Genomic DNA, 20565 nt, shown 5'->3' with positions numbered 1-20565 from the left:
TGCGATGGCGCGGATATCGGCGGGCCGCCTGATGGCGGTGATGGTGAAGGAATTCATCCAGATGCGGCGCGACCGGCTGACCTTCGCCATGATGGTGGGGGTGCCGATCCTGCAGCTGATCCTGTTCGGCTTCGCCATCAACTCCGATCCCAAGGCGCTGCCGACGGCGGTGCTGGTCGCCGATTCCAGCCCCTTCGCCCGCACGCTGATCGCGGCGATGGAGAATTCCCGCTATTTCGCCATCACCCGAACCGCGGCGTCGGAGGCCGAGATCGATCGGATGCTGGCGGAGGGGGAGGTGCAGTTCGCCGTCACCATCCCCACCGGCTTCGCCCGCGACCTGCAGCGCGGCACCCGCCCGGTCCTGCTTGTGGAGGCCGACGCCACCGACCCCGCGGCGACCAGCAACGCCCTGTCGGCGCTGTCCACCATCGCCCGGCAGGCGCTGAACCCCGACCTGACCGGGCCGTTGGCGGCCTTGCGCGCCGGGCCGGACCCGGTGGAGCTGCGCGTTCACCGCCGCTACAACCCGGAAGGCATCACCCAATACAATGTCGTGCCGGGGCTGATGGGCGTGGTGCTGACTATGACCATGGTGATGATGACGGCGCTGGCCGTCACCCGCGAGCGGGAGCGCGGGACCATGGAGAATCTGCTGGCCATGCCGGTCCGGCCGTTCGAGGTCATGCTGGGCAAGATCGTGCCCTTCGTCGTCGTCGGCTATGTCCAGGTGCTGCTGATCGTGGTGGCGGCGCGGCTGCTGTTCGACGTGCCGATCGTGGGCAGCCTGGGGCTGCTGTCCGCCGTGCTGATCCTGTTCATCGCCGCCAATCTGGCCGTCGGCTTCACCTTCTCCACGCTGGCGCGCAACCAGCTGCAGGCGATGCAGATGTCCTTCTTCTTCTTCCTGCCGTCGATGCTGCTGTCGGGGTTCATGTTCCCCTTCCGCGGCATGCCGGGCTGGGCGCAGGCGGTGGGCGAGATCCTGCCGCTGACCCACTTCCTGCGCATCGTCCGCGGCATCCTGCTGAAAGGCAACGGATTCGCCGAGATCGCGGCGGAGGTGCTGGCGCTGGCCCTGTTCCTGACGGTGGTGACGGTGGTGGCGTTGAAGCGCTATCGCCAGACGCTGGACTGACAGCCGGAGACTGAGCGGCGTCAGGCGCGCGACAGATACTGGAACACCGCGCGTCGGCTCTCATAGCCGGTGTCTTCGTTGATGATGAGATCAAGTGCGCCGCTCTGAAAGCGCCGGTCCGGACCGACGAAGGCGGAGACCAGGAATCTCTTTTCCACTATCAGTCTGAATTGTGCAATGCCGTGCGGGGAGGCGGGATACTGATCGGCCGTCTTCATCTTATCATCGTGACCGATCACCGGGATGATCTTCACCAATCGGTTTTGCCCTGTCGCTGGTATGTCGGCGGCGACCTTCTGTGCCAAGTTGTAGACGCCCATGTTGCCCATCTGCTTCAGCAGCGAGTCGTGAACGGACTGGCGCGCTGCTTCCTTCGCCTCATCGTTGCTTGGCAGGCCAAACTTCCCGCCGGAAAAGTATGTGTAGCCGAAAAACTCAAATTCATTGGCGGCCAGAGGCTCTTTCAGCAGAAGAAGGTAATAGCCACGGCTAAGGCGCCCGCGATGGAAGCCGATCAATTCCTCTAAATGTGTGGGGTCACGGTTGATAATGTCGATCAGTCGCGTCACACAGCCGTATGCTGAAACGGTATCGCCAACATTGAAATTCCTTTTCGCCGACATCTTGACTAACACTTTCATAATGCTTCGACGGATAATGTATTGACCTTCCCATTGCTAATAACGAGCTGTCAATATTCCCGGTGCCAGTCCGGTCAGCCATGTTGGAGTGCTCCCGTGTGGCGGCGGAGCCCAGGGCGGGATTGTCGGACGCACCCCAAATGGACTGCCCGGATGGACCGGGCGTGGGCCTGACCGTCCGGTTGTGCGGTCCGGATGCATCCTCCATCATTCCTTAACCACGGATCCGCTATAGCGGTATCGACCGCGGTGCCGGGGACGGCGGGGGGGACGGATATGGGGATTCGTGCTTTCGGGGGGCGTGCCTTCAAGGTGATTGCGTGCGTCGGGCTGGTGGCCGCTCTGCTGGCGGCCGGCGATGCCGATGCCAAGTCGCGGAAGAAGAAAAAGCCGGTTCCGATCCCGGCCTACGCCACCAGCGTTGCCTGGGGGGCGGTGTCCGGCCCCTCGCTGGGGGCGCCCAGATCCATCGGCGGCTACGCGGCCGGCTGCATCGCCGGTGCCCGCGCCCTGCCGCCGGAAGGTGTCGGCTATCAGGTGATCCGCCTGTCGAGGCAGCGCAACTACGGCCATCCGGTGCTGGTCGACATGCTCCGCGACTTCGGTCAGCGGGTGGCGCATGCCGGGCTGGGCACGGCGCTGGTCGGCGACATGGGGCAGGCGCGCGGCGGGCCGATGCCGTCGGGCCATGCCAGCCACCAGATCGGGCTGGACGCCGATGTCTGGCTGCGGCTGGACCTGCCGCCGATGGGCCGCGCCGGGCGCGAACGGCTGGACGAGGTCAAATATGTCGATTACGACCGCATGCGCGTCACCGCCGACTGGTCGGACCGGCAGGCCCGGATGATCCAGATCGCCGCCAGCGATCCCCGCGTCGCCCGGATCTTCGTCAATCCGGCGATCAAGCTGGCGATGTGCCAGCGCAGTTGGTCCGACCGCGGATTCCTCAACAAGCTGCGGCCCTGGCATGGCCATGACGGCCACATGCACATCCGGCTGAACTGCCCGGCCGGCAGTCCGCTGTGTGAACAGCAGACGGCCCAGCCCGACGGCGACGGCTGTGACGACGAGTTGATGTCCTGGCTGGACAGCGCCTCCCCCGCGATCGAGCATCCGCCAGGTTACAAGCCAGAGCCGCGGGTGGTCCGCAAGATGCCGGCGGCCTGCGCCCCGGTGCTGAATGCGGCGGGCACGCGCATGGCCTCCCTGCCCGAATCGGGCGCCGCTCCTGCCAAAGCCGCGCGCTGACGGGTGTGTTTCCGCGGAGAAATTTTTCCACTTGCATGCAATTAGCGTCCGTCTAACCTGAAGCTGGACGGATTCTTGCGGGCGGTGTGTTTGGATCGCGCAGAGCAACCGCAAGGATACTACGTCCTGCGGCTTCGACTGGGCGGTTTCGACTGGGCGGCGTCGGATGGGAAAGTCGGCGATGACGGACAAAGGGCGATGACGGACAAGGACGGATCGTCCGGGCATGGACCGAGCCTGAAGACGCGCCTCTATGCGTGGTGGGAAGGCTATGACCTGTCCGGTCTGAAGGCGAAGAAGGGCGAGGAGCAGCCGCAACAGCCCGAACAGCCGCAGCCTGCCGCACCCGGCCCCGGCATGAACCGCTGGGGCAAGCCGCTGTGGACCGCCACCCGCATCGAGGTGGCTGAGAAAATGTGGGGCGAGGGCTTCAACACCCCCGGCGGCGCCGACCACATCCCCTATCTGGTCAAGCCGCTTGGCCTGAACCCGGCGATGAGCGTGCTGGACCTCGCCGCCGGGCTGGGCGGCACCAGCCGCACCATGGCCGGAAAATACGGCTGCTGGGTCACCGGTCTGGAGGCGTCGGAACTGCTGGCGAAGGAGGGGATGGTCCGCTCCTTCAAGCTGGGTCTGGAGAAGAAGGCGCCGATCGAGACCTTCAATCCCGAACATTTCGGCTATCCCAAGCGCGTCGACGCCATCGTCTACAAGGAAGGCCTGTTCTTCGTCCGCGACAAGGAACAGATGTTCGACGGCATGGAACTGGCGCTGAAGCCGCGCGGTCACCTGCTGATCACCGATTACATCGCCGAAGCGGATGTGATGGGCGCCAAGGCGATCCAGAACTGGTGCGACAAGGAGCCGGCGACGCCGAACCTGTGGCCGAAGGACCGCATGGCGAACGCGTTCGCCCAGCGCAACCTCGACCTCCGCATCGCCGAGGACATCTCCGACACCCACCGCGGCCTGATCCTGTCCGCCATCCAGGGGCTGGTCGAGCATCTGGAGAAATTCCAGCTCGACACCCCCACCAAGCTGGCGGTGATGGAGGAGGTCGAGTTGTGGGCCCGCCGCGTCGCCGCCATCGAGGCCGGGGTGCGGGTCTACCGCTTCTACGCGATCAAGCCGGCGGAGTAGGGGGCACTGCGCCCCATCCCAAAAAACTTTTGCGCAATCGCATTTTCTCCTTGAGCACAACGCGCGGTCTGGGTACATAGAGCGCCCCGCGTGACCCCAAGTAACGCGGACGCGCTTGTGGCGGAACTGGTAGACGCGCTAGGTTCAGGTCCTAGTGGCTGAAAGGCCGTGGGGGTTCGACTCCCTCCAAGCGCACCAACATCTCGTGTGTTGGTGAAGAGTAGAAGAAATATAGTGGGGCCATAGCTCAGCTGGGAGAGCGCTACAATGGCATTGTAGAGGTCAGGAGTTCGATCCTCCTTGGCTCCACCATTTCTTCCCGCCTGTCGGGGCGGCAAATTCCCGACCAATCCGGATATTTATCGGTACAGCCACTGTGGCTATCCTGCATCAGCAGGAGGCAGACAGGGTGTTACCACCTTGGAGAGCATGGCCGAACGGGTGCCGCGCACGGATAATTGCGCCTGTCGAACCGCGAATTTTCATCTGTTCGCTTCGATAAACACGCACCAGCGCCGCACGCCATTCCGATTTTCCGGAGCCCCCCGCCATGTCCACACGGATGGAACACGGGTTGAGGACGCTTGTCCTCGCCCTTTACGATGAAGCCGCATTGACGGCGGCTGCCAAAGGCCTGACCGGCCTGTTGGCCGAACGGGCGGCTTTGTACGAGGCGGCCAGCCTCGCCTCCGTCACCGCCCGTCGTGAGGTGTCCGAAGAAGAGGTGCTGCGCCTCGTGCTGTCGGCACGCCGGCTCCAGCGGCTCGGCGGCTCGCGCGACGACCGGCCGGTGCTCGTCCCCGCCCTGGCGGCGATGCCGCCGGTGCATCGGGCGGCCGAGGCGATGAAGCCGCGTCGCGGCCGTCTGGCGCTGTGGGCGATGCGGTCGCTTGCACGGCATCCCTCTGCGCCGCTGATCTGACGCGCGCCGCATTCCGAACCGGGCCGCTGCCGCCTTTCGCCGCAGCGGCCCGTCTCTTTCCCGGTCGATGGGTGTGGTCAATTGGGGGCGGCCCCATTCCGCGCGATTCCCGACGGTCCCCCGGCGAGGGGGAGCTATCGCGGATGCGCGCTGGTGCGCTGCAGCGGGACGGGGTACATACGCAAGGCTGTGCTTGCGCCGCAGTGATTGCATCGCGAGCATCCGCGCCTGCGTCGGATTGGCCTCCCCCGGAGTTGACCGTTGACCAGTGGATCGTTGACCAGCTTGCTGCCCGTCTCCCTCTCCACGCGCCGGCCCGTCGCCGCCGCGCGCCGTCCGGCTCGCCGGCGCTGACATTCGGGGATCGGAACGGGCATGCGCAGGACGACGATGAAGCCGCGGGCCGACTGGCGCCCGGGTCTCCGCAAATATCCCTACGGTGTGCGCGCCATGACGGCCGGCGCCGCCTGGCGGGAGGACACCGTTTATGAGTTCACCGCCTCGCAGATCGACCTGATCGAAAGCGTGGCGGACGAACTGCACAGCATGATCGCGGTCGCCGTTCGCCATGTGATGGAGCACAAGCTGTTCGCCTCGCTCGGCATCCGCGGCGACCTCGCGCGCATGCTGGAGGCGTCCTGGCTCGATTATTGGGCCGGCGGGCGGCGCAACGAACGGGCGGGCGGGCTCGCCGGACGATTGACGCTGGCCTATGACGGGCGCGACAGCGTCAAGCTGCTGGGCTGCAATTACGACACCTGCGAGGGGTTGTTCGCCGCCTCGACGATCCAGCGCAACTGGCGCGAGGCGATGGCCCCCGACGCCAACCAGTTCAACGGCCTGCACGAGGCGCTGGTGGAGCGGTGGGAGGAGTTGGCGACGGGCGTGCAGGGGCGCGGTCGCATGCATGCGACCTGCGCCACCCCCGATCCGGTGCGCGAGGGCGAACTGGTCTATCTTGCCGCCACCGCGGCGGAGGCCGGCATCGACACCCGCCTGCTGCCGCTGCAGTCCATCGCCTGGGACGGCCGCCGCTTCCTGGATGACGAGGGGCAGCCGATCTCCTGGCTGGCGAAGCTCTATCCCTGGGACGGGCTGGCCGACGACGGGTTCCTCCAACGGTTGCGCAGCAGCGGCATGAGCGTTCTGTCGCCGCTGTGGTGCTGGCTATGGTCGAACCACGGGCTGCTGGCCGTGCTGTCCTATCTCTATCCGCGCCACCCGAACCTGTGCCGTGCGGCGCTGGATCCCAGCGGCGTTGCCGGAGCGGACATGGTGACCGTTCGCGCCCTGCACGGGCTGGACGGCGCGCCGAGCCGCATCCTGGAACAGGGGGTGGTGATCGCCGACGACGGGCCGGATATCGGCGAGGATGTCGCGGCCCATGGCGCGGTCTGGCTGGAAACCCCGCCCGGATTCCGCGAGGAGGACACGCGCGCCGTCCTGCACGCCTGGATCGTCGGCGACAAGTGCCTGGGCATGGGGGTGCGGGAATCCGCCGATCCGCGCCTGGGATCCGGCGTCGGCCCGGATTCGGCGATGGTCCCGCACCTGTTCAGGGGCTGAATGCCGCGGTCGCGGCGCCTTTAAGGGGCGAAGGGGTTCTTAAGCGCTGGGCCGAAGGTCGCCTTGCGGGCGGCGCGCCAGATATTCTCGGCCGCCACGTCGTTGCCGCGATCCGCGATGGCCATGCCGGCCACGCCCGGCTGATGGCTGAGCCAGTCGCGCAACAGATTTTCAAAACGGGTGACCTCGCGCGGGTCGTCGCTGGCCAGGGTGATCGAGACGGTCAGTTCGGTGGTCATGGTCGGTTCCTTCCGATCTGTTGAACGGCCGGTCGACCCAGCAATAAAGCCGGACCGGCACGGTGGCCGAGAAGGTGCCCCCTATGCACGGATCCAAGCCTGCGCGCCTGTCCCGGCCCGCGCAATGAAAAAGGCGGGGTATGACCCCGCCTTCCGTGCCGCCCGCTTATCGGGAACGTTTTCCGCCGGACCTGTCCGACCGACCCGTTACTTTGTGTCCGACTTGGCTCCCGGGCTGGCGATGCTGGCGATCTGCTTCTGGAGTTCGTCGATCTGCTTCTGCAACTCGTCGAAGGTCACGCCGCCCGGACCGGCGGGCGGGTTGTTGGTCGACGCCGGGCCGGGCTGGCCGGCCGGACGCTGGCCGCCGGGCATTTCGTCCGGGGCGCCGGCTGCGCCGAAGGGCGTGAACATGCGCATGGCGCGCTCGAACATCGCCATGTTCTGCTTGCTGACCTCGTCCAGCCGGCCGAACGGGAACATGCCGCCCAGCGTGTTCTGGAAATAGTCGCGCATCTGCTCCTGATTGCGGGAGAAGGCCTGCATCGAATATTCCAGATAGCGCGGCACCACCGACTGCATGTTGTCGCCGTAGAAGCCGATCAACTGGCGCAGGAAGCTGATCGGCAGCAGGTTCTGCCCCTTGCTTTCCTCTTCCACGATGATCTGGGTCAGGACGGAGCGGGTGATGTCCTCACCGGTCTTGGCGTCATAGACCACGAAATCCAAGCCGTCCTTCACCATCTGGCACAGATGGTCCAGCGTCACGTAGCTGCTGGTGGCGGTATTGTAGAGCCGCCGGTTGGCGTACTTCTTGATCGTGATCGGAGCGGACTTCTGGTCTTCCTTGTCGGCCATCGCGGACTCTTTCAAGAAGGGACATGTTCCAGGGCAGGTGTTCCGGAACACGCGGGACAGGCGGCGGAAATTGTTCCGTCATTAGGACTACTCGAAGGGATAGCAATTTGTCCAGCGTTGCGCCGCGGCATAGCGCCGCGGTTGCGTTGGATCTGCCGGTCCAGACGGAGAAATGGAACGCGCCCGGGCCACTCCCGCCGTTACCCGAAAGGTCAGGTGGCCAGCCTTGCCGGACTGGTCAACCAGGTCCTTCCGCCCCTATAATCCGGCCATGGCCGACCCGTCGAATCCAGACCGACCCTCCGATCAATCATCCGGCGATCCGCCTTCCTACGAATCGCTGGCGCGCCGCTATCTGGACCTGTGGCAGGACCAATGGACGGCCAGCGCCGCCGATCCGGAAATGGCGGACATGATGACCCGCCTGTTCCAGATGATGGGGCAGGGTGCCGGGGCTTTTGGATTTGGAACGGGCGGCTTCGGAATGGGCGGGTTGGGTGGCGGCACCATGGCCGGCACCGGCTGGGATCCCCGCCCCTGGCCATTCCCGAACACCGGCTCCCCCCAACACGGACAGCCTTCCGATGAGCGATCGTCTGGCGGACGACAGACAGGCGGGGGGGACTCCGCCCGGCCCAGGGACAAGGCCGGGGATGCGGCAGGGGCCGCGCCCGCTGGCCCTGCATCTGACGGCGGCTCTGGGCAGCTTGCTCAGCTCCTCGGCCGCATTGCCGCTCTTGAGGAACGGCTTGCTGCCCTGGAGTCCGGCCCTGCGGGACCGGGCGGCGGCACTCAGGGACGAAATGTCGCAGGCCGACCGGATGAACCCGGGCCGGCCGCATCCGGACGTCGGGGCGGGCGGCGCCGACCGCCTGACCGGTGAGGTCGACCGCGAGATCCGCCGCCGCATCGACGCCGTCCTGACCGGAATCGAGCGGTATCGCCACCACCCCTACCGCCGCGACCTGCCCGACCCGCCAACGATCTGGACGGAAGGCGGATCGCGCCTGCTTGATTACGGGGGCGGCGGCCGGCCGGTCCTGTTCGTGCCGTCGCTGGTCAACCGCGGCTATATCCTGGACCTGTCGCGGGACAAGAGCCTGATGCGCTGGCTGGCGGCGCGAGGCTTCCGGCCGCTCCTGTTGGACTGGGGCAGGCCGGGGCCGCTGGAGCGCCGCTTCACCCTGACCGACTACATCGCCGGGCGGCTGGAGCGGGCGCTGAACTTCATCGTGGAGGAGGTGGGGGCGCCGGTGCCGGTGGTCGGCTATTGCATGGGCGGGCTGCTGGCCGCGGCGCTGGCGCAGCGCCGGCCGCGCGCCGTCGCCGGGCTGGTGCTGATGGCCACGCCCTGGGATTTCCATGCGGAGGATGCGGCCACGGCGCGCCGGGTGGCGACCTTCATCCAGCCCTGGGGACCGGTGCTGGACCGCTGGGGCGAGTTGCCGACCGATGCGCTGCAGGCGCTGTTCGCCCAGCTCGACCCGCTGCTGGCGCTCAAGAAGTTCACCGGCTTTGCCCGCATGGCGCCGAACTCGCGCGCCGCGGCCGCCTTCGTCGCGCTGGAGGATTGGCTGAACGACGGGGTGCCGCTGGTGGCCGGGGTGGCGCGCGACGCGCTGGCCGGCTGGTACGGGCGCAACGACACCATGGCCGGCACATGGATGGTCGCCGGCCTGCCGGTCGATCCCGGCGCCATCCGCGTCCCCACCCTGGCCCTGATCCCGGAGCGCGACCGCATCGTGCCGCCGGCCTCCGCCCTGGCGCTGGGCGCCGCGATCCCCGGCGCCCTGGTTCTGCGCCCGCCGCTCGGCCATATCGGAATGGTTGTGAGCGCGGGTGCCGAGACCGGAGTGTGGAAGCCGCTGGCCGAATGGCTTGCTGCGACAGGTTAGCGCCGCGACCTTCGGCCAGCTTGCACCTGTCATGTTGCCCGACTTAAGGTAACAATCACTCCGAGCGTCCCACCAGCGCTATAATAAAACTGTCCTATTTCGAGGAGCGTTCAATGACCGAAGTCGTCATCGCCGGTGCCGCCCGTACGCCCATCGGCAGCTTCAACGGTGCCCTCAGCGCCGTTCCCGCCCACGTCCTGGGCGAGGTCGCGATCCGCGAAGCGCTGGCCCGCGCCAAGACCGACGCGGCGGAAGTGAACGAGGTCATCTTTGGCCAGATCCTGACCGCCGGCCAGGGCCAGAACCCCGCCCGCCAAGCCGCCGTCAACGCCGGCATCCCGGTGGAGGCGACCGCCATCGGCGTCAACCAGCTCTGCGGTTCCGGCCTGCGCACCGTGGCGCTCGGCTATCAGGCGATCAAGAACGGCGACGCCGACGTTCTGGTCGTCGGCGGCCAGGAGAGCATGAGCATGGCGCCGCACGTCATGCACCTGCGCAACGGCACCAAGATGGGCACCGCCGAACTGCTCGATACCATGCTGCGCGACGGCCTGACCGACGCCTTCCATGGCTATCACATGGGCAACACCGCGGAAAACATCGCCCAGAAGTGGCAGCTGACCCGCGAGGAGCAGGACGCCTTCGCCGCCGCCAGCCAGCAGAAGGCCGAGGCCGCCCAGAAGTCGGGCCGCTTCAAGGACGAGATCGTCCCGGTCACCATCAAGGGCCGCAAGGGCGACGTCGTCGTGTCGGAGGACGAATACCCGAAGCACGGCACCACGGTGGAATCCCTGGCCAAGCTGCGCCCGGCCTTCTCGAAGGACGGCACTGTGACCGCCGGCAACGCCTCCGGCATCAATGACGGCGCCGCCGCCCTGGTGCTGATGACGGCGGAGAACGCGGCCAAGCGCGGCGTCACCCCGCTCGCCCGCATCGTCTCCTGGGCGACCGCCGGCGTCGATCCGGCGATCATGGGCACCGGCCCGATCCCGGCCTCGCGCAAGGCGCTGGAAAAGGCCGGCTGGACCGTCGACGACCTCGACCTGATCGAGGCGAACGAGGCGTTCGCCGCCCAGGCGCTGTCGGTCAACAAGGACCTGGGCTGGGACACCAGCAAGGTCAACGTCAATGGCGGCGCCATCGCGCTCGGCCACCCGGTCGGCGCGTCGGGCGCCCGCGTGCTGACCACGCTGCTGTTCGAAATGCAGAAGCGTGACGCGAAGAAGGGCCTCGCCACCCTGTGCATCGGCGGCGGCATGGGCATCGCCCTCTGCGTCCAGCGCGACTGAGGACCGGAACGGGCCGCTTTCCAATAGGGCAAGCGGCCCGCTTCGCTTGACGGTTTGGGACATCCGCCGGACCTGCGGAGGGAGTCCCGTACCCAAAAATAAAAAGTCAAAGAAACCAACCAACCATCACTAAATCTGGGGAGAAGAACTATGGCTCGTGTTGCAGTCGTCACTGGTGGCACCCGCGGCATCGGCGAGGCGGTTGCCGTCGCCCTGAAGAATGCCGGCTACAAGGTCGCCGCCAACTATGCCGGCAACGATCAGGCGGCGGAGGAGTTCACCGCCCGCACCGGCATCCCGACCTACAAGTTCGACGTCGCGGATTTCGACGCCTGCAAGAAGGGTATCGCCGCGATCGAGTCCGACCTGGGCCCGGTCGACGTGCTCATCAACAACGCCGGCATCACCCGTGACGGCGTGATGCACCGCATGACCTACGATCAGTGGGAGAAGGTGATCCACACCAACCTGTCCTCCTGCTTCAACATGTGCCGCAACGTCATCGACGGCATGCGCGAGCGCGGTTTCGGCCGCATCGTCAACATCGGCTCGGTGAACGGCCAGGCCGGCCAGTACGGTCAGGTCAACTACGCCGCCGCGAAGTCCGGCATCCACGGCTTCACCAAGGCGCTGGCGCAGGAGAGCGCGGCCAAGGGCATCACCGTCAACGCCATCGCGCCCGGCTACATTGACACCGACATGGTGCGCGCGGTTCCGGCCAACGTACTGGAGAAGATCGTCGCCCGCATCCCGGTCGGCCGCCTCGGCCGCGCGTCGGAGATCGCCAAGGCCGTGCTGTACCTCGTCGACGACGACAACGGCTTCATGACCGGCTCGACCCTGTCGGTCAACGGCGGCCAGCACATGTACTGATCCCAGGCCCTGATCCCTGGCCGGGTCTCGCACCCCGGTTCATGAGAGGTGACGAAGCCCCTTTCCTGTCTCCGGATGGACTCCATGGTCCGCCGGGGGTGGGGGAGGGGTTTTGTTTTTGAATTGGTCCCCACCGCACTTGACGGACCGGCCGCCGAGTTGAAGGTTATCGTCCGTTTCGGACGCACCACCATACTGGACACCCCGCGATGCCCTATACCTCGTTGCGCGACTTCATCGACCGGCTGGAGAAGGCGGGGCGGCTGGTGGTGGTGAAGGAACCGGTGTCCACCGTTCTGGAGATGACCGAGATCCAGACCCGCCTGCTGGCCGAGAACGGCCCGGCGGTTCTGTTCGAAAACGTCATCAAGGCCGACGGCACGCGCTCCGAGATGCCGGTGCTGGTCAATCTGTTCGGCACGGTGGAGCGGGTCGCCTGGGGCATGGACCGCGAGCCGCACCAGCTGCGCGCCGTCGGCGAGACGCTGGCCTTTCTCAAGCAGCCGGAGCCGCCGGGCGGCTTCCGCGAGGCGCTGGAACTGATCCCGCTCGCCAAGACAGTGCTGTCGATGAAGCCGAAGACGGTCGGCTCGGCGCCGTGCCAGGAGGTGGTGCTGACCGGCGACGACATCGACCTCGGCCGCCTGCCGGTGCAGGGCTGCTGGCCGGGCGAGCCGGCGCCGCTGATCACCTGGCCGCTGGTGGTGACCAAGGGGCCGACCGGGAAGCGCGAGGACGACTTCAACCTCGGCATCTACCGCATGCAGGTGCTGGGCAAGAACAAGACGATCATGCGCTGGCTGAAGCACCGCGGCGGTGCCCAGCACCATCACCGTTGGGCCGCCCATCAAGACAAAAAGGGCGGGAAGCGCGAGCCGCTGCCCTGCGCCGTCGTGCTGGGAGCCGATCCCGGCACCATCCTGGCGGCGGTGACTCCGGTGCCCGATACCTTGTCCGAATACCAGTTCGCCGGCCTGCTGCGCGGCAAGAAGGTCGAGCTGGTGGAGTGCAGGACGGTGCCGCTGAAGGTGCCGGCCCAGGCGGAAATCGTGCTGGAGGGCCATGTCAGCCTGGACGAATACGCCGACGAGGGGCCCTACGGCGACCACACCGGCTATTACAACTCGGTCGAGCCCTTCCCGGTCTTCACCGTCACCGCCATGACGATGCGGCGCAAGCCGATTTATCTCTCCACCTTCACCGGCCGTCCGCCCGACGAGCCGTCGGTGCTGGGCGAGGCGCTGAACGAGGTGTTCATCCCGCTGCTGGTCCAGCAGTTTCCGGAGATCGTCGATTTCTGGCTGCCGCCGGAAGGCTGCTCCTACCGCATCGCGGTGGTCAGCATGAAGAAGGCCTATCCGGGCCACGCCAAGCGCGTGATGATGGGCGTCTGGTCCTTCCTGCGCCAGTTCATGTACACCAAGTGGGTGATCGTCGTGGACGACGACATCGACGCGCGGAACTGGAAGGACGTGATGTGGGCGATCTCCACCCGCATGGACCCGGCCCGCGACATCACGGTGATCGAGGGCACGCCGATCGACTATCTCGACTTCGCCAGCCCGGAATCGGGGCTCGGAGGCAAGGTCGGCCTGGACGCCACCAACAAATGGCCGCCGGAAACCAAGCGCGAATGGGGCGAGAAGCTCCACATGACCGACGAGGTCGTGGAGAAGGTCAGCCGCAAATGGGACCTTTACGGCCTGCCCGGCAGCGGGAAGCCGATCTGGAAGTGAGGTGATTGCCCTCTCCCGCCCCGGGAGAGGGAAGGGGCCCAAGCAAAGCTTGGGAAGGGTGAGGGGTGATTCAAGGAACCATGCGGTTCGGGATTCTTGGATCACCCCTCACCCGGCCGCTTCGCGGCCACCCTCTCCCGGGGCGGGAGAGGGACCCGTACCCTACCGCCGCGGGTCGCGGCTCAGGCCCTTGGCCTGCAACTCCTCGAGATATTCGGCCCACAGGGCTTCCTGTTCGGCGCCGATCTCGTAAAGGTATTTCCAGCTGAAGATGCCGCTGTCGTGCAAATCGTCGAAGACGATGCGGATGGCGTAGTTGCCGACCGGCTCCAGCCGCATGATGCCGACATGGCGGCGGCCGGCAACCGTCTGCTTCTGGCTGGGGTTGTGGCCCTGCACCTCGGCGGACGGGCTGACCACGCGCAGGAACTCCGCCGGGTAGGAGAAGGTCCGGCCGTCGTCGAAATCGACCTCCAGCCGCTTCTCCTCCTTCTTCAGGCGGATTTCGGTCGGCCAGTGGACCGTGCCGAAGCCGTCATCACTCATCGTGCCGACCCCGCCTTGTCCAGGCTGCGGGCCTCGTCGATCAGCATGATCGGGATGCCGTCGCGAATCGGATAGGCCAGCCCGGCGCGCTCGCTGATCAGCTCGGCGCGCTCGGCGTCATAGCGCAGCGGCCCCTTGGTCAGCGGGCAGACCAGGATCTCCAGCAGCTTCGGGTCGACGCGGGCGTTGGTTTTCGCGTCGCTGCTCTTGTCCTCGGACGTCGCCATGTCGTGTCTCGTGGTGATTGGAAGGAAGGTCAATGCTTGGGCGGCGGACCGTCCCCGTCATGGCTGTCGAGAATGGCCATCTCGACCAGCCCGATCAAGAGCTTCCCGCGTTCCGCCAGGGTCGGCGCCTCCAGCAGCGCCTGTTTTTCGCCGGGCGTGAAGGGGCAGATCATCGCCAGCGAGTTGACCAGCCGCTCATCCAGCGTCGATTCGATGGATTTCCAGTCGACCGACAGGCCCTGGACCCGAAAATAGCTTTTCAGCGCGCCGAGCAGCCGGTTGCGGTCGATGTCGCCGCAGGACTCGGGCTCCAGGTCGGCGCGGAACGGGCGCCAGTCGGGAACCACCCGCCGGTAGCCGCGCGTCCCCTCCACCTCGCGTCCGATCTCGAACCGGGCGACTCCGGTCAGGGTGATGAGGCAACGGCCGTCGTCGGTCTCGGCGAAGCTGGTGATGCGGCCGGCGCAGCCGCAGGAATAGACGGCCGGCTCGCGCTCCCGTCCCGCCGGGTCGAGCGGCTGGACCATGCCGATCATGCGGCCGCTGCCCAGCGCGTCCTCGACCATGGCGAGATAGCGCGGCTCGAAGATGTTCAGCGGCAGCCGCGCCCGTGGCAGCAGCAGAACGCCGGCCAGCGGGAAGATCGGCATCATCGCCGGCAGCTGGCTGAACTCAGGGTCGAAGGGGTTTCTGGTCATGCCAATCAGATAGAACCCCTTCGCCGATGGAACAGCCGTCCTGTTTTTGGAAAAGCGTCAGCTGAACATCATGGTCGACAGGCGGCGGCGGGTCTTCACCGTCAGCGGGTCGGTCTGGCCGAAGGCCTCGAAGAACTTCACCAGCTGCTTGCGGGCGCCGTCCTCGTTCCAGGACCGGTCTCGCTTGAAGATCTCCAGCAGCTCGTCCACCGCGGCCTCGCGCTTGCCGGCGGCGAACAGCGCCATGGCGAGGTCGAAGCGCGAGGCATGGTCGTTGGGATCGTGGGCGACCTTCTCCATCAGCTCCGGAATCGGGCCGGCGTTGGCGGCCTGCTCCGCCACGTCGAGTGAGGCGCGGACGTTGGCCAGCTCCTTGTCCTTGGCGATGGCTTCCGGGGCCTGGGCCAGCATCTGCTTGGCGTTCTCCAGGTCGCCGGCGGCGATCAGGCAGCGGATGATGCCGGCATAGGCCTGGGCATTCTCCGGCTCGGCCTGCATGATCTGGCTGTAGAGATCGAGCGCACCCTGCAGGTCGCCGGCCTCCATCATCTCTTTGGCCTGGGCGAGGGCTTCCTCCAGCATATCGTCGGCACCACCGCCGGCACCGGCCTGCTTGGCCAGCGCTACCAGCTTGTCGACGAAGGCCTTCACCTGCGATTCGGGCAGGGCGCCCATGAAGCCGTCGACCGGACGGCCCTGGAAGAAGGCGTAGACCGCCGGGATCGACTGCACGCGCAGCTGCGAGGCGATCATCGGGTTGGCGTCGGTGTCGATCTTCACCAGACGCACCGCACCCTTGGCGGCGCGCACCACCTTTTCGATGATCGGGCCCAGCTGCTTGCAGGGGCCGCACCAGGGCGCCCAGAAATCGACGATCACCGGGACCTCGGCCGAGGCCTCGATCACGTCCGCCATGAAGGCGCGGTCGGTGCTGTCCTTGACGATGTCGGCGGCACCGGCGGCGGCGGGAGCGGCGGGCTTGGACCCGTTGGCGGGGGGCATGGAGAACATGGCGTGTTTCGGTCCCGTTGGTGATGCCTGGCCCATGAGGACATCCCGGTGGGCCATGGAGTTGCCGGTCCGGCCGCTGGCGGTCCGGACCCTATCGTTGCCGACATATGTGAGCGCGCAAGGCGGCTCAGGCAAGCATTGCGTGGAAACGGCCGCCCTGCCGGTCAGCCTCCGGCGCGGCCGAACTCGACGATCGCCGGTTCGTGACCGCAGGCGCGGATGAAGCGCAGCAGGTCGTCGCGCCGGATCGCCGTGGTGCGGTCGTTCAGCAGCGGATGATAGTTCAGCAGCTCATGCTCCATCATCGCCTGCTGCAGGACCACGCGAACCTTGCGCTCGGTGTCGTTGACCAGGGCGAAGGGCGTGACCGACCCCGGCCGGATGCCGAGGAAGCGCCAGAGCCGCTCCGCCGAGGCGAAGGACAGCCGCGCCGACCCGATGACCTTGTCCAGCCGATTCAGGTCGATTTGCGCATCCTCCAGCGCCACCACCAGCCAATGCTGGTCCCTCTTGTCCTTCAGGAACAGGTTCTTGCAATGGCCGCCGGGCAGGGCGCCGCGCAGGGCCTTGCTCTCCTCCACCGTGTGCAGCGGGGGGTGGCTGTGCGTGGTCGCCTGGATGCCCAAGGCGTCGAGCCGCGCCAGCAACTGGTCCGGAGAGGTCGGCAGCGGCGCGTCGCCATCTGGCAGGGAGGCGCCCGGAAGGGGGAGCGATGCGGTGTCCATGACGGCCCTTTTACCGGCTGTTCGGAAAATCGTCCAGCCGGTGAAAAAAACTGAAACAAGGCGCTTGCATTGCGTCGGCCGATGAGTATAGTCCGCCGCACACCGCCGGACGGCAGAAACAAACTGCTGGATGACGGTACGGAGCGCGGGCGTAGCTCAGGGGTAGAGCACAACCTTGCCAAGGTTGGGGTCGAGGGTTCGAATCCCTTCGCCCGCTCCATTTTCCTCCGGTCTTAACACCGGAGTATGCGATCTCAAAAGGCCGGACCTTCGGGTGCCGGCCTTTCGCATTTTGGCTCCGTGACAGCTTGCGAGCTGCCCGCCTGCTCTCCAGGCTGCGCACTTAACGGATGGCTCCGCACCTAATCTCCGCGTCATCCCCGCGAAGGCGGGGATCCAGGCTTAACCCATTGGTTCGGCTTGGGAAACACTGGATCCCCGCCTTCGCGGGGATGACGGTCGATGAGGGGTGTCCTTGGCTTCAAGAGCAATCAACCCTGTAGGTTCACGCCTGTGCACGCCAGTGGCGCAACCCGAGGCCCGGTCGGACGGCACACGGTCACTGCATAGCTTTTTAAAACTGTGGGGAAAGCTCCCGGACGCCCTGCCGTGCATCCGCCCAGTCGCGCGCGGTCGTCGGGCGGCCGTCGGCGTCGATCAGGCCGCGGGTGAACAGTTCTTCGGCGTGGCGGATGAAGAAGGCGGCGGTGCTCGGCCGCTCCCAATGCTCCATCCAGTTCTGCTCCAGGAAGGCCAGGATTCCCGGCTGGCCCAGTTCCACTTCCCACAGCACGCCGAGCAGGGAGGTCTGCTGCTCCTCGTGCATGCAATCCTCGAAGCACAGGCGCTTGTCGGCGCGTGCCTCCCGGCGGGCGGTGGTTTCCGGGCCGGGACCCAGGCCGTAATCGATCAGCGTCCGCCGCTCCGGCGTCGCGCACAGCCAGTGCGCCACCTCATGCACGATCACCGTCGCCTCGACATCGGTGCGGATTACCTTGCCGTCCCACATGAAGGAGCGGCTGGGCGGCTCGTCCAGCGTGTCGATGCCGTGGGCGTGGGCCAGCCGCACCGCGTCGGCCCGGTGGGCCGGCGTGTCGACGCCGCCGCCGGGCTCCTCCGCCGGCCGCACCGGCCAGGTCGCGGCGATCCGGCGGAAGGCGGCCCGCGCTTGGGCATGGCCGTCCAGATGGGCGTCGAAGGCGGCGATGGCCTTCGGCATGTCGTCGATGGCGATGGGGGTCAGGATCATCGCGCCTATGTGCCCAAGGGGGCGCCGTGGCGCAAGGGGAAAGTAACCGGCCAAAGAAGCAGGGCTGCCCGCCAGAAGAAGGGCGCCGGCAAGCCCCGGTCCATTCGGGTCCTGCCGGCGCCACAACTGTCACCGCAGCGCTGAAGATCGGTGCCGTTTCTTACGCGGCGCGCATTTCGGCCAGGAAGCGCGACACGAAGCCGCGCAGGTCGGTCGCCTCGTGATTCAGCCCGTCGGCGGCGGTCAGCACCTCGCGCGAGGCGTCGCCGGTGGAGGCGGCAGCATCCGACACGCCGGCGATGTTGCCGGACACCTGCTGCGTCCCGCGCGCCGCCTGCTGGACATTGCGGCTGATCTCCTTGGTGGCGGCGCCCTGTTCCTCCACCGCCGCGGCGATGGTGGTGGAAATGTGGTTGATCTCGGCGATCACCCGGCCGATCTCGGCGATGGCGCCGGCGGCCTGCCGGCTGATCTCCTGGATGCCGGCGATCTGGCTGCCGATCTCCTCCGTCGCCTTGGCCGTCTGGCTGGCGAGGTTCTTGACCTCCGACGCCACCACGGCGAAGCCCTTGCCCGCCTCGCCGGCGCGCGCCGCCTCGATGGTGGCGTTCAGGGCGAGCAGGTTTGTCTGGCTGGCGATGTCGGTGATCAGTTGCACCACCTCGCCGATGCGCTGGGCGGCGTCGACCAGACCGCGGACGGTGCCGTCTGTCTTCTCGGCGGTGGCGACCGCTTGCCCTGCGATACGGGTGCTTTCCGCCACCTGCCGGCCGATCTCGGCGATGGAGGCGGTCAGTTCCTCCGTCGCGGCGGCCACCGTCTCGACATTGCCGGTTGCTTCATTGGATGCGCTGGCCACCGCATCGGCCTGCCGGGTGGTCTGCTCCGCGGTGGCGGACATGGTCTGGGCGGTCGCCTGGAGCTGGGTCGCCGCCGCCGACACCCGGCCCAGCGCGTCCAGCACCAGCCGGTCGAACTCCTGGGTCAGCCGGTCGATGCGCTCGCCGCGGCCCCGCTGCGCCTCATGGGCGGCGCGTTGGGCCTCGGCCAGCCGGTCGCTCTCGATCAGGCTGTCCTTGAACACCTGCAGGGCCTTCGCCATGCCGCCGATCTCGTCGGCGCGGTCCAGGCCGGGGATGTCGACGCTGCGGTCGCCGCCGGCCAGCCGGGTCATGCGGTCGGTCATCGCGACCACCGGCCGCGACAGGCCACGTCCGATCAGCAGCGCCGTCGCCAGCCCGAGAACCACGGCAACCAGCGAGGCGAGCACCATTCCGCCGCGCGCCTTGTCGAGGAAGGCGCCGGTCGCCATGCCAAGGCTCTTCTGGTGGCCGACGCTGGCGTCTGTCAGTTGCTCCGCCTCCCTGGCGATGGAATCGCCGACGGGGATCAGCACCTCGTTGACCAAGCGGTCGCGTTCGGTCGTCGCCTTCACCACGGCATTGAAGCCGCTGATGTAGACGCGCAGCATGGCGGTGTAGGACATCGCCATCTTGCGGCGGTCGAGGTCGGTCAGCTTCGCCATCATCGCACCGCCACGGCTGGCGGCGTCGGTGAACTGCGACCGGGCCTGGCTGGCCAGCGCCGGAGTGCCGTCGACATTGTAGCGCGTCGCCGAGATGCGGGCCGACAGCATGTGGCGCAGCGCCATGCCCGCCAGATAAGCGGCGTCGGTGTCACCGGCCGCGCCGGCGCTGTCCATGATGCCGTCCAGCGCGGTTTCCAGCCGCGGCCCGATTTCGTCCAGATCGGCGATGGCCTTGCTGCGCTGCTCTTGGAACTCCATCATGGCGGTGAAGGCTTCCCGATACTGGGCAATCTCCTGCGCCATATTGTCGGCGGTCTGCAGCAGGGCGGGGTCGGTGAACAGGGCGCGGGCCTTGTCGATGGTTTGCGCCGCCGCCTCCGCGGTGCGGCGGACGGTGGCGCCGACCTCCGCATCGCCGGTCAGCAGGAAACGGGTGGCCTGCTGGCGCATCTCCAGCATCAGGGCCTGGATGCGTCCCAGCTCGTTGGTCTGCTGGCCGAGCCGCCGGTAGGTGTCCACGGCGCCGCCGGCCTCCGACAGCGCCGCGATGCCGATACCGCCGATCAGCACCAGGAACACCAGGATGCCGGCGCTGGCTGCCGTGATCTTCGTTCCTACGGAAAAGCGATTGAAAAGGCTCATGATCGAGGCCTCCGTCGGCACAGGGACGTTGCCCAACCTTTGCTCGGGGACGAGCCGAAAGGGTCAGGCATTGCGACCTGTTTCAGGAAGCGTGCCACATGCCCCGGTATGGTGCGGTTGTGTGTGCCGGCAACCGCAGAGGCCTATGGCTGACGTAGGGGAATACGCTCGTTCCGCCGCCGTGGAATAAACGGCAATGGCGGATGTTTGCCTGTTTCGTCGGATCGCAGGTGACCAGGGTCCGGACGCTTTCACGGGCGGACAGGCCATTTTTTGTGCCGTGGCGGTCACAGGAGAGGCATTTTGAACATCCCCCCGTATCGTGATATATGCCGAAGGGCGCAGCGGCCGACCGGGGTCGTCGCCGATCCCTTCATCTCCCGGTCCCTGACGC

At 67.0% G+C, this 20565-nt stretch carries 19 protein-coding genes and 3 tRNA genes; 12 read left to right on the top strand and 10 right to left on the bottom strand.

What is annotated here, in order from left to right:
• Positions 1–4: 4 nt before the first annotated feature.
• Complete coding sequence (locus PWS46_RS10370) at positions 5–1138, top strand: ABC transporter permease (RefSeq protein ID WP_434614618.1); 1134 nt, start codon at positions 5–7, stop codon at positions 1136–1138.
• A gap of 20 nt (positions 1139–1158) precedes the next feature.
• Here PWS46_RS10370 and PWS46_RS10365 read toward each other — a convergent pair whose 3' ends face one another.
• Positions 1159–1761 carry a hypothetical protein gene (locus PWS46_RS10365; protein WP_434614615.1) on the bottom strand — a complete coding sequence of 201 codons (603 nt, stop codon included), beginning with the start codon at positions 1759–1761 and terminating at the stop codon, positions 1159–1161.
• Between the two features lie 294 nt (positions 1762–2055).
• On the opposite strand from PWS46_RS10365, the gene mepA reads away from it, so the two are divergent.
• From mepA to PWS46_RS10335, 6 genes are all read left to right on the top strand, one after another.
• Positions 2056–3027, top strand: a complete 972-nt coding sequence (gene mepA, locus PWS46_RS10360; protein WP_434614611.1) for a penicillin-insensitive murein endopeptidase — start codon at positions 2056–2058, stop codon at positions 3025–3027.
• 198 nt (positions 3028–3225) lie between these two features.
• Complete coding sequence (locus PWS46_RS10355; protein WP_434614608.1) at positions 3226–4167, top strand: methyltransferase domain-containing protein; 942 nt, start codon at positions 3226–3228, stop codon at positions 4165–4167.
• Positions 4168–4278: 111 nt separating this feature from the next.
• A tRNA-Leu gene (locus PWS46_RS10350) sits at positions 4279–4365 on the top strand.
• 38 nt (positions 4366–4403) lie between these two features.
• Positions 4404–4479: transfer RNA gene (locus tag PWS46_RS10345), tRNA-Ala, on the top strand.
• A 238-nt stretch (positions 4480–4717) separates the two neighbouring features.
• Complete coding sequence (locus PWS46_RS10340; RefSeq protein ID WP_434614605.1) at positions 4718–5089, top strand: hypothetical protein; 372 nt, start codon at positions 4718–4720, stop codon at positions 5087–5089.
• A gap of 375 nt (positions 5090–5464) precedes the next feature.
• The gene (locus PWS46_RS10335; RefSeq protein ID WP_434614602.1) at positions 5465–6655 is read left to right on the top strand and encodes a glutathionylspermidine synthase family protein; all 1191 of its coding nucleotides are present in this window, start codon (positions 5465–5467) and stop codon (positions 6653–6655) included.
• Positions 6656–6675: 20 nt separating this feature from the next.
• Here the strand turns inward: PWS46_RS10335 and PWS46_RS10330 are convergent, their stop codons facing one another.
• On the bottom strand, positions 6676–6894 hold the full coding sequence (locus tag PWS46_RS10330; protein ID WP_085090089.1) for a hypothetical protein: 219 nt from the start codon (positions 6892–6894) through the stop codon (positions 6676–6678).
• 207 nt (positions 6895–7101) lie between these two features.
• Positions 7102–7752 carry a polyhydroxyalkanoate synthesis repressor PhaR gene (gene phaR, locus PWS46_RS10325; RefSeq protein WP_434614599.1) on the bottom strand — a complete coding sequence of 217 codons (651 nt, stop codon included), beginning with the start codon at positions 7750–7752 and terminating at the stop codon, positions 7102–7104.
• A gap of 803 nt (positions 7753–8555) precedes the next feature.
• On the opposite strand from phaR, the gene PWS46_RS10320 reads away from it, so the two are divergent.
• The 4 genes from PWS46_RS10320 (at position 8556) to PWS46_RS10305 (ending at position 13545) form a co-directional block, all read left to right on the top strand.
• The gene (locus PWS46_RS10320; protein WP_434619970.1) at positions 8556–9647 is read left to right on the top strand and encodes an alpha/beta fold hydrolase; all 1092 of its coding nucleotides are present in this window, start codon (positions 8556–8558) and stop codon (positions 9645–9647) included.
• A 113-nt stretch (positions 9648–9760) separates the two neighbouring features.
• Positions 9761–10936 carry an acetyl-CoA C-acetyltransferase gene (locus tag PWS46_RS10315; protein ID WP_434614596.1) on the top strand — a complete coding sequence of 392 codons (1176 nt, stop codon included), beginning with the start codon at positions 9761–9763 and terminating at the stop codon, positions 10934–10936.
• 150 nt (positions 10937–11086) lie between these two features.
• The gene (gene phbB, locus PWS46_RS10310; protein WP_063635164.1) at positions 11087–11809 is read left to right on the top strand and encodes an acetoacetyl-CoA reductase; all 723 of its coding nucleotides are present in this window, start codon (positions 11087–11089) and stop codon (positions 11807–11809) included.
• Between the two features lie 209 nt (positions 11810–12018).
• Positions 12019–13545, top strand: a complete 1527-nt coding sequence (locus tag PWS46_RS10305; protein ID WP_434614593.1) for a UbiD family decarboxylase — start codon at positions 12019–12021, stop codon at positions 13543–13545.
• A gap of 162 nt (positions 13546–13707) precedes the next feature.
• On the opposite strand, the gene PWS46_RS10300 is transcribed toward PWS46_RS10305, so the two are convergent.
• The 5 genes from PWS46_RS10300 to PWS46_RS10280 form a co-directional block, all read right to left on the bottom strand.
• Positions 13708–14091 carry a gamma-butyrobetaine hydroxylase-like domain-containing protein gene (locus PWS46_RS10300; RefSeq protein WP_434614591.1) on the bottom strand — a complete coding sequence of 128 codons (384 nt, stop codon included), beginning with the start codon at positions 14089–14091 and terminating at the stop codon, positions 13708–13710.
• A complete protein-coding gene (locus PWS46_RS10295; protein ID WP_434614588.1) occupies positions 14088–14318 on the bottom strand; it encodes a Trm112 family protein in 231 nt (76 codons plus the stop codon). The genes PWS46_RS10300 and PWS46_RS10295 overlap by 4 nt, the downstream gene beginning before the upstream one ends.
• A 29-nt stretch (positions 14319–14347) precedes the next feature.
• A complete protein-coding gene (locus PWS46_RS10290; RefSeq protein WP_434614585.1) occupies positions 14348–15016 on the bottom strand; it encodes an LON peptidase substrate-binding domain-containing protein in 669 nt (222 codons plus the stop codon).
• Positions 15017–15073: 57 nt separating this feature from the next.
• Entirely contained in the window at positions 15074–16027 is a 954-nt protein-coding gene (locus tag PWS46_RS10285; protein WP_434614582.1) for a tetratricopeptide repeat protein, read from the bottom strand.
• Positions 16028–16191: 164 nt separating this feature from the next.
• Positions 16192–16752 carry a prolyl-tRNA synthetase associated domain-containing protein gene (locus PWS46_RS10280; protein ID WP_434614579.1) on the bottom strand — a complete coding sequence of 187 codons (561 nt, stop codon included), beginning with the start codon at positions 16750–16752 and terminating at the stop codon, positions 16192–16194.
• Positions 16753–16897: 145 nt separating this feature from the next.
• Here PWS46_RS10280 and PWS46_RS10275 point away from each other — a divergent pair.
• Positions 16898–16972 (top strand) — tRNA-Gly (locus PWS46_RS10275).
• A 354-nt stretch (positions 16973–17326) separates the two neighbouring features.
• Here the strand turns inward: PWS46_RS10275 and PWS46_RS10270 are convergent.
• Both PWS46_RS10270 and PWS46_RS10265 read right to left on the bottom strand, forming a co-directional pair.
• The gene (locus PWS46_RS10270; RefSeq protein WP_434614576.1) at positions 17327–18001 is read right to left on the bottom strand and encodes a hypothetical protein; all 675 of its coding nucleotides are present in this window, start codon (positions 17999–18001) and stop codon (positions 17327–17329) included.
• Positions 18002–18161: 160 nt separating this feature from the next.
• Positions 18162–20171 carry a methyl-accepting chemotaxis protein gene (locus tag PWS46_RS10265; RefSeq protein WP_434614573.1) on the bottom strand — a complete coding sequence of 670 codons (2010 nt, stop codon included), beginning with the start codon at positions 20169–20171 and terminating at the stop codon, positions 18162–18164.
• Positions 20172–20565 lie beyond the last annotated feature (394 nt).

The sequence above is a fragment of the Azospirillum sp. B2RO_4 genome, from assembly GCF_051124815.1.
Lineage (GTDB): Bacteria > Pseudomonadota > Alphaproteobacteria > Azospirillales > Azospirillaceae > Azospirillum.
This window is presented reverse-complemented; position numbering and strand designations above follow the sequence as displayed.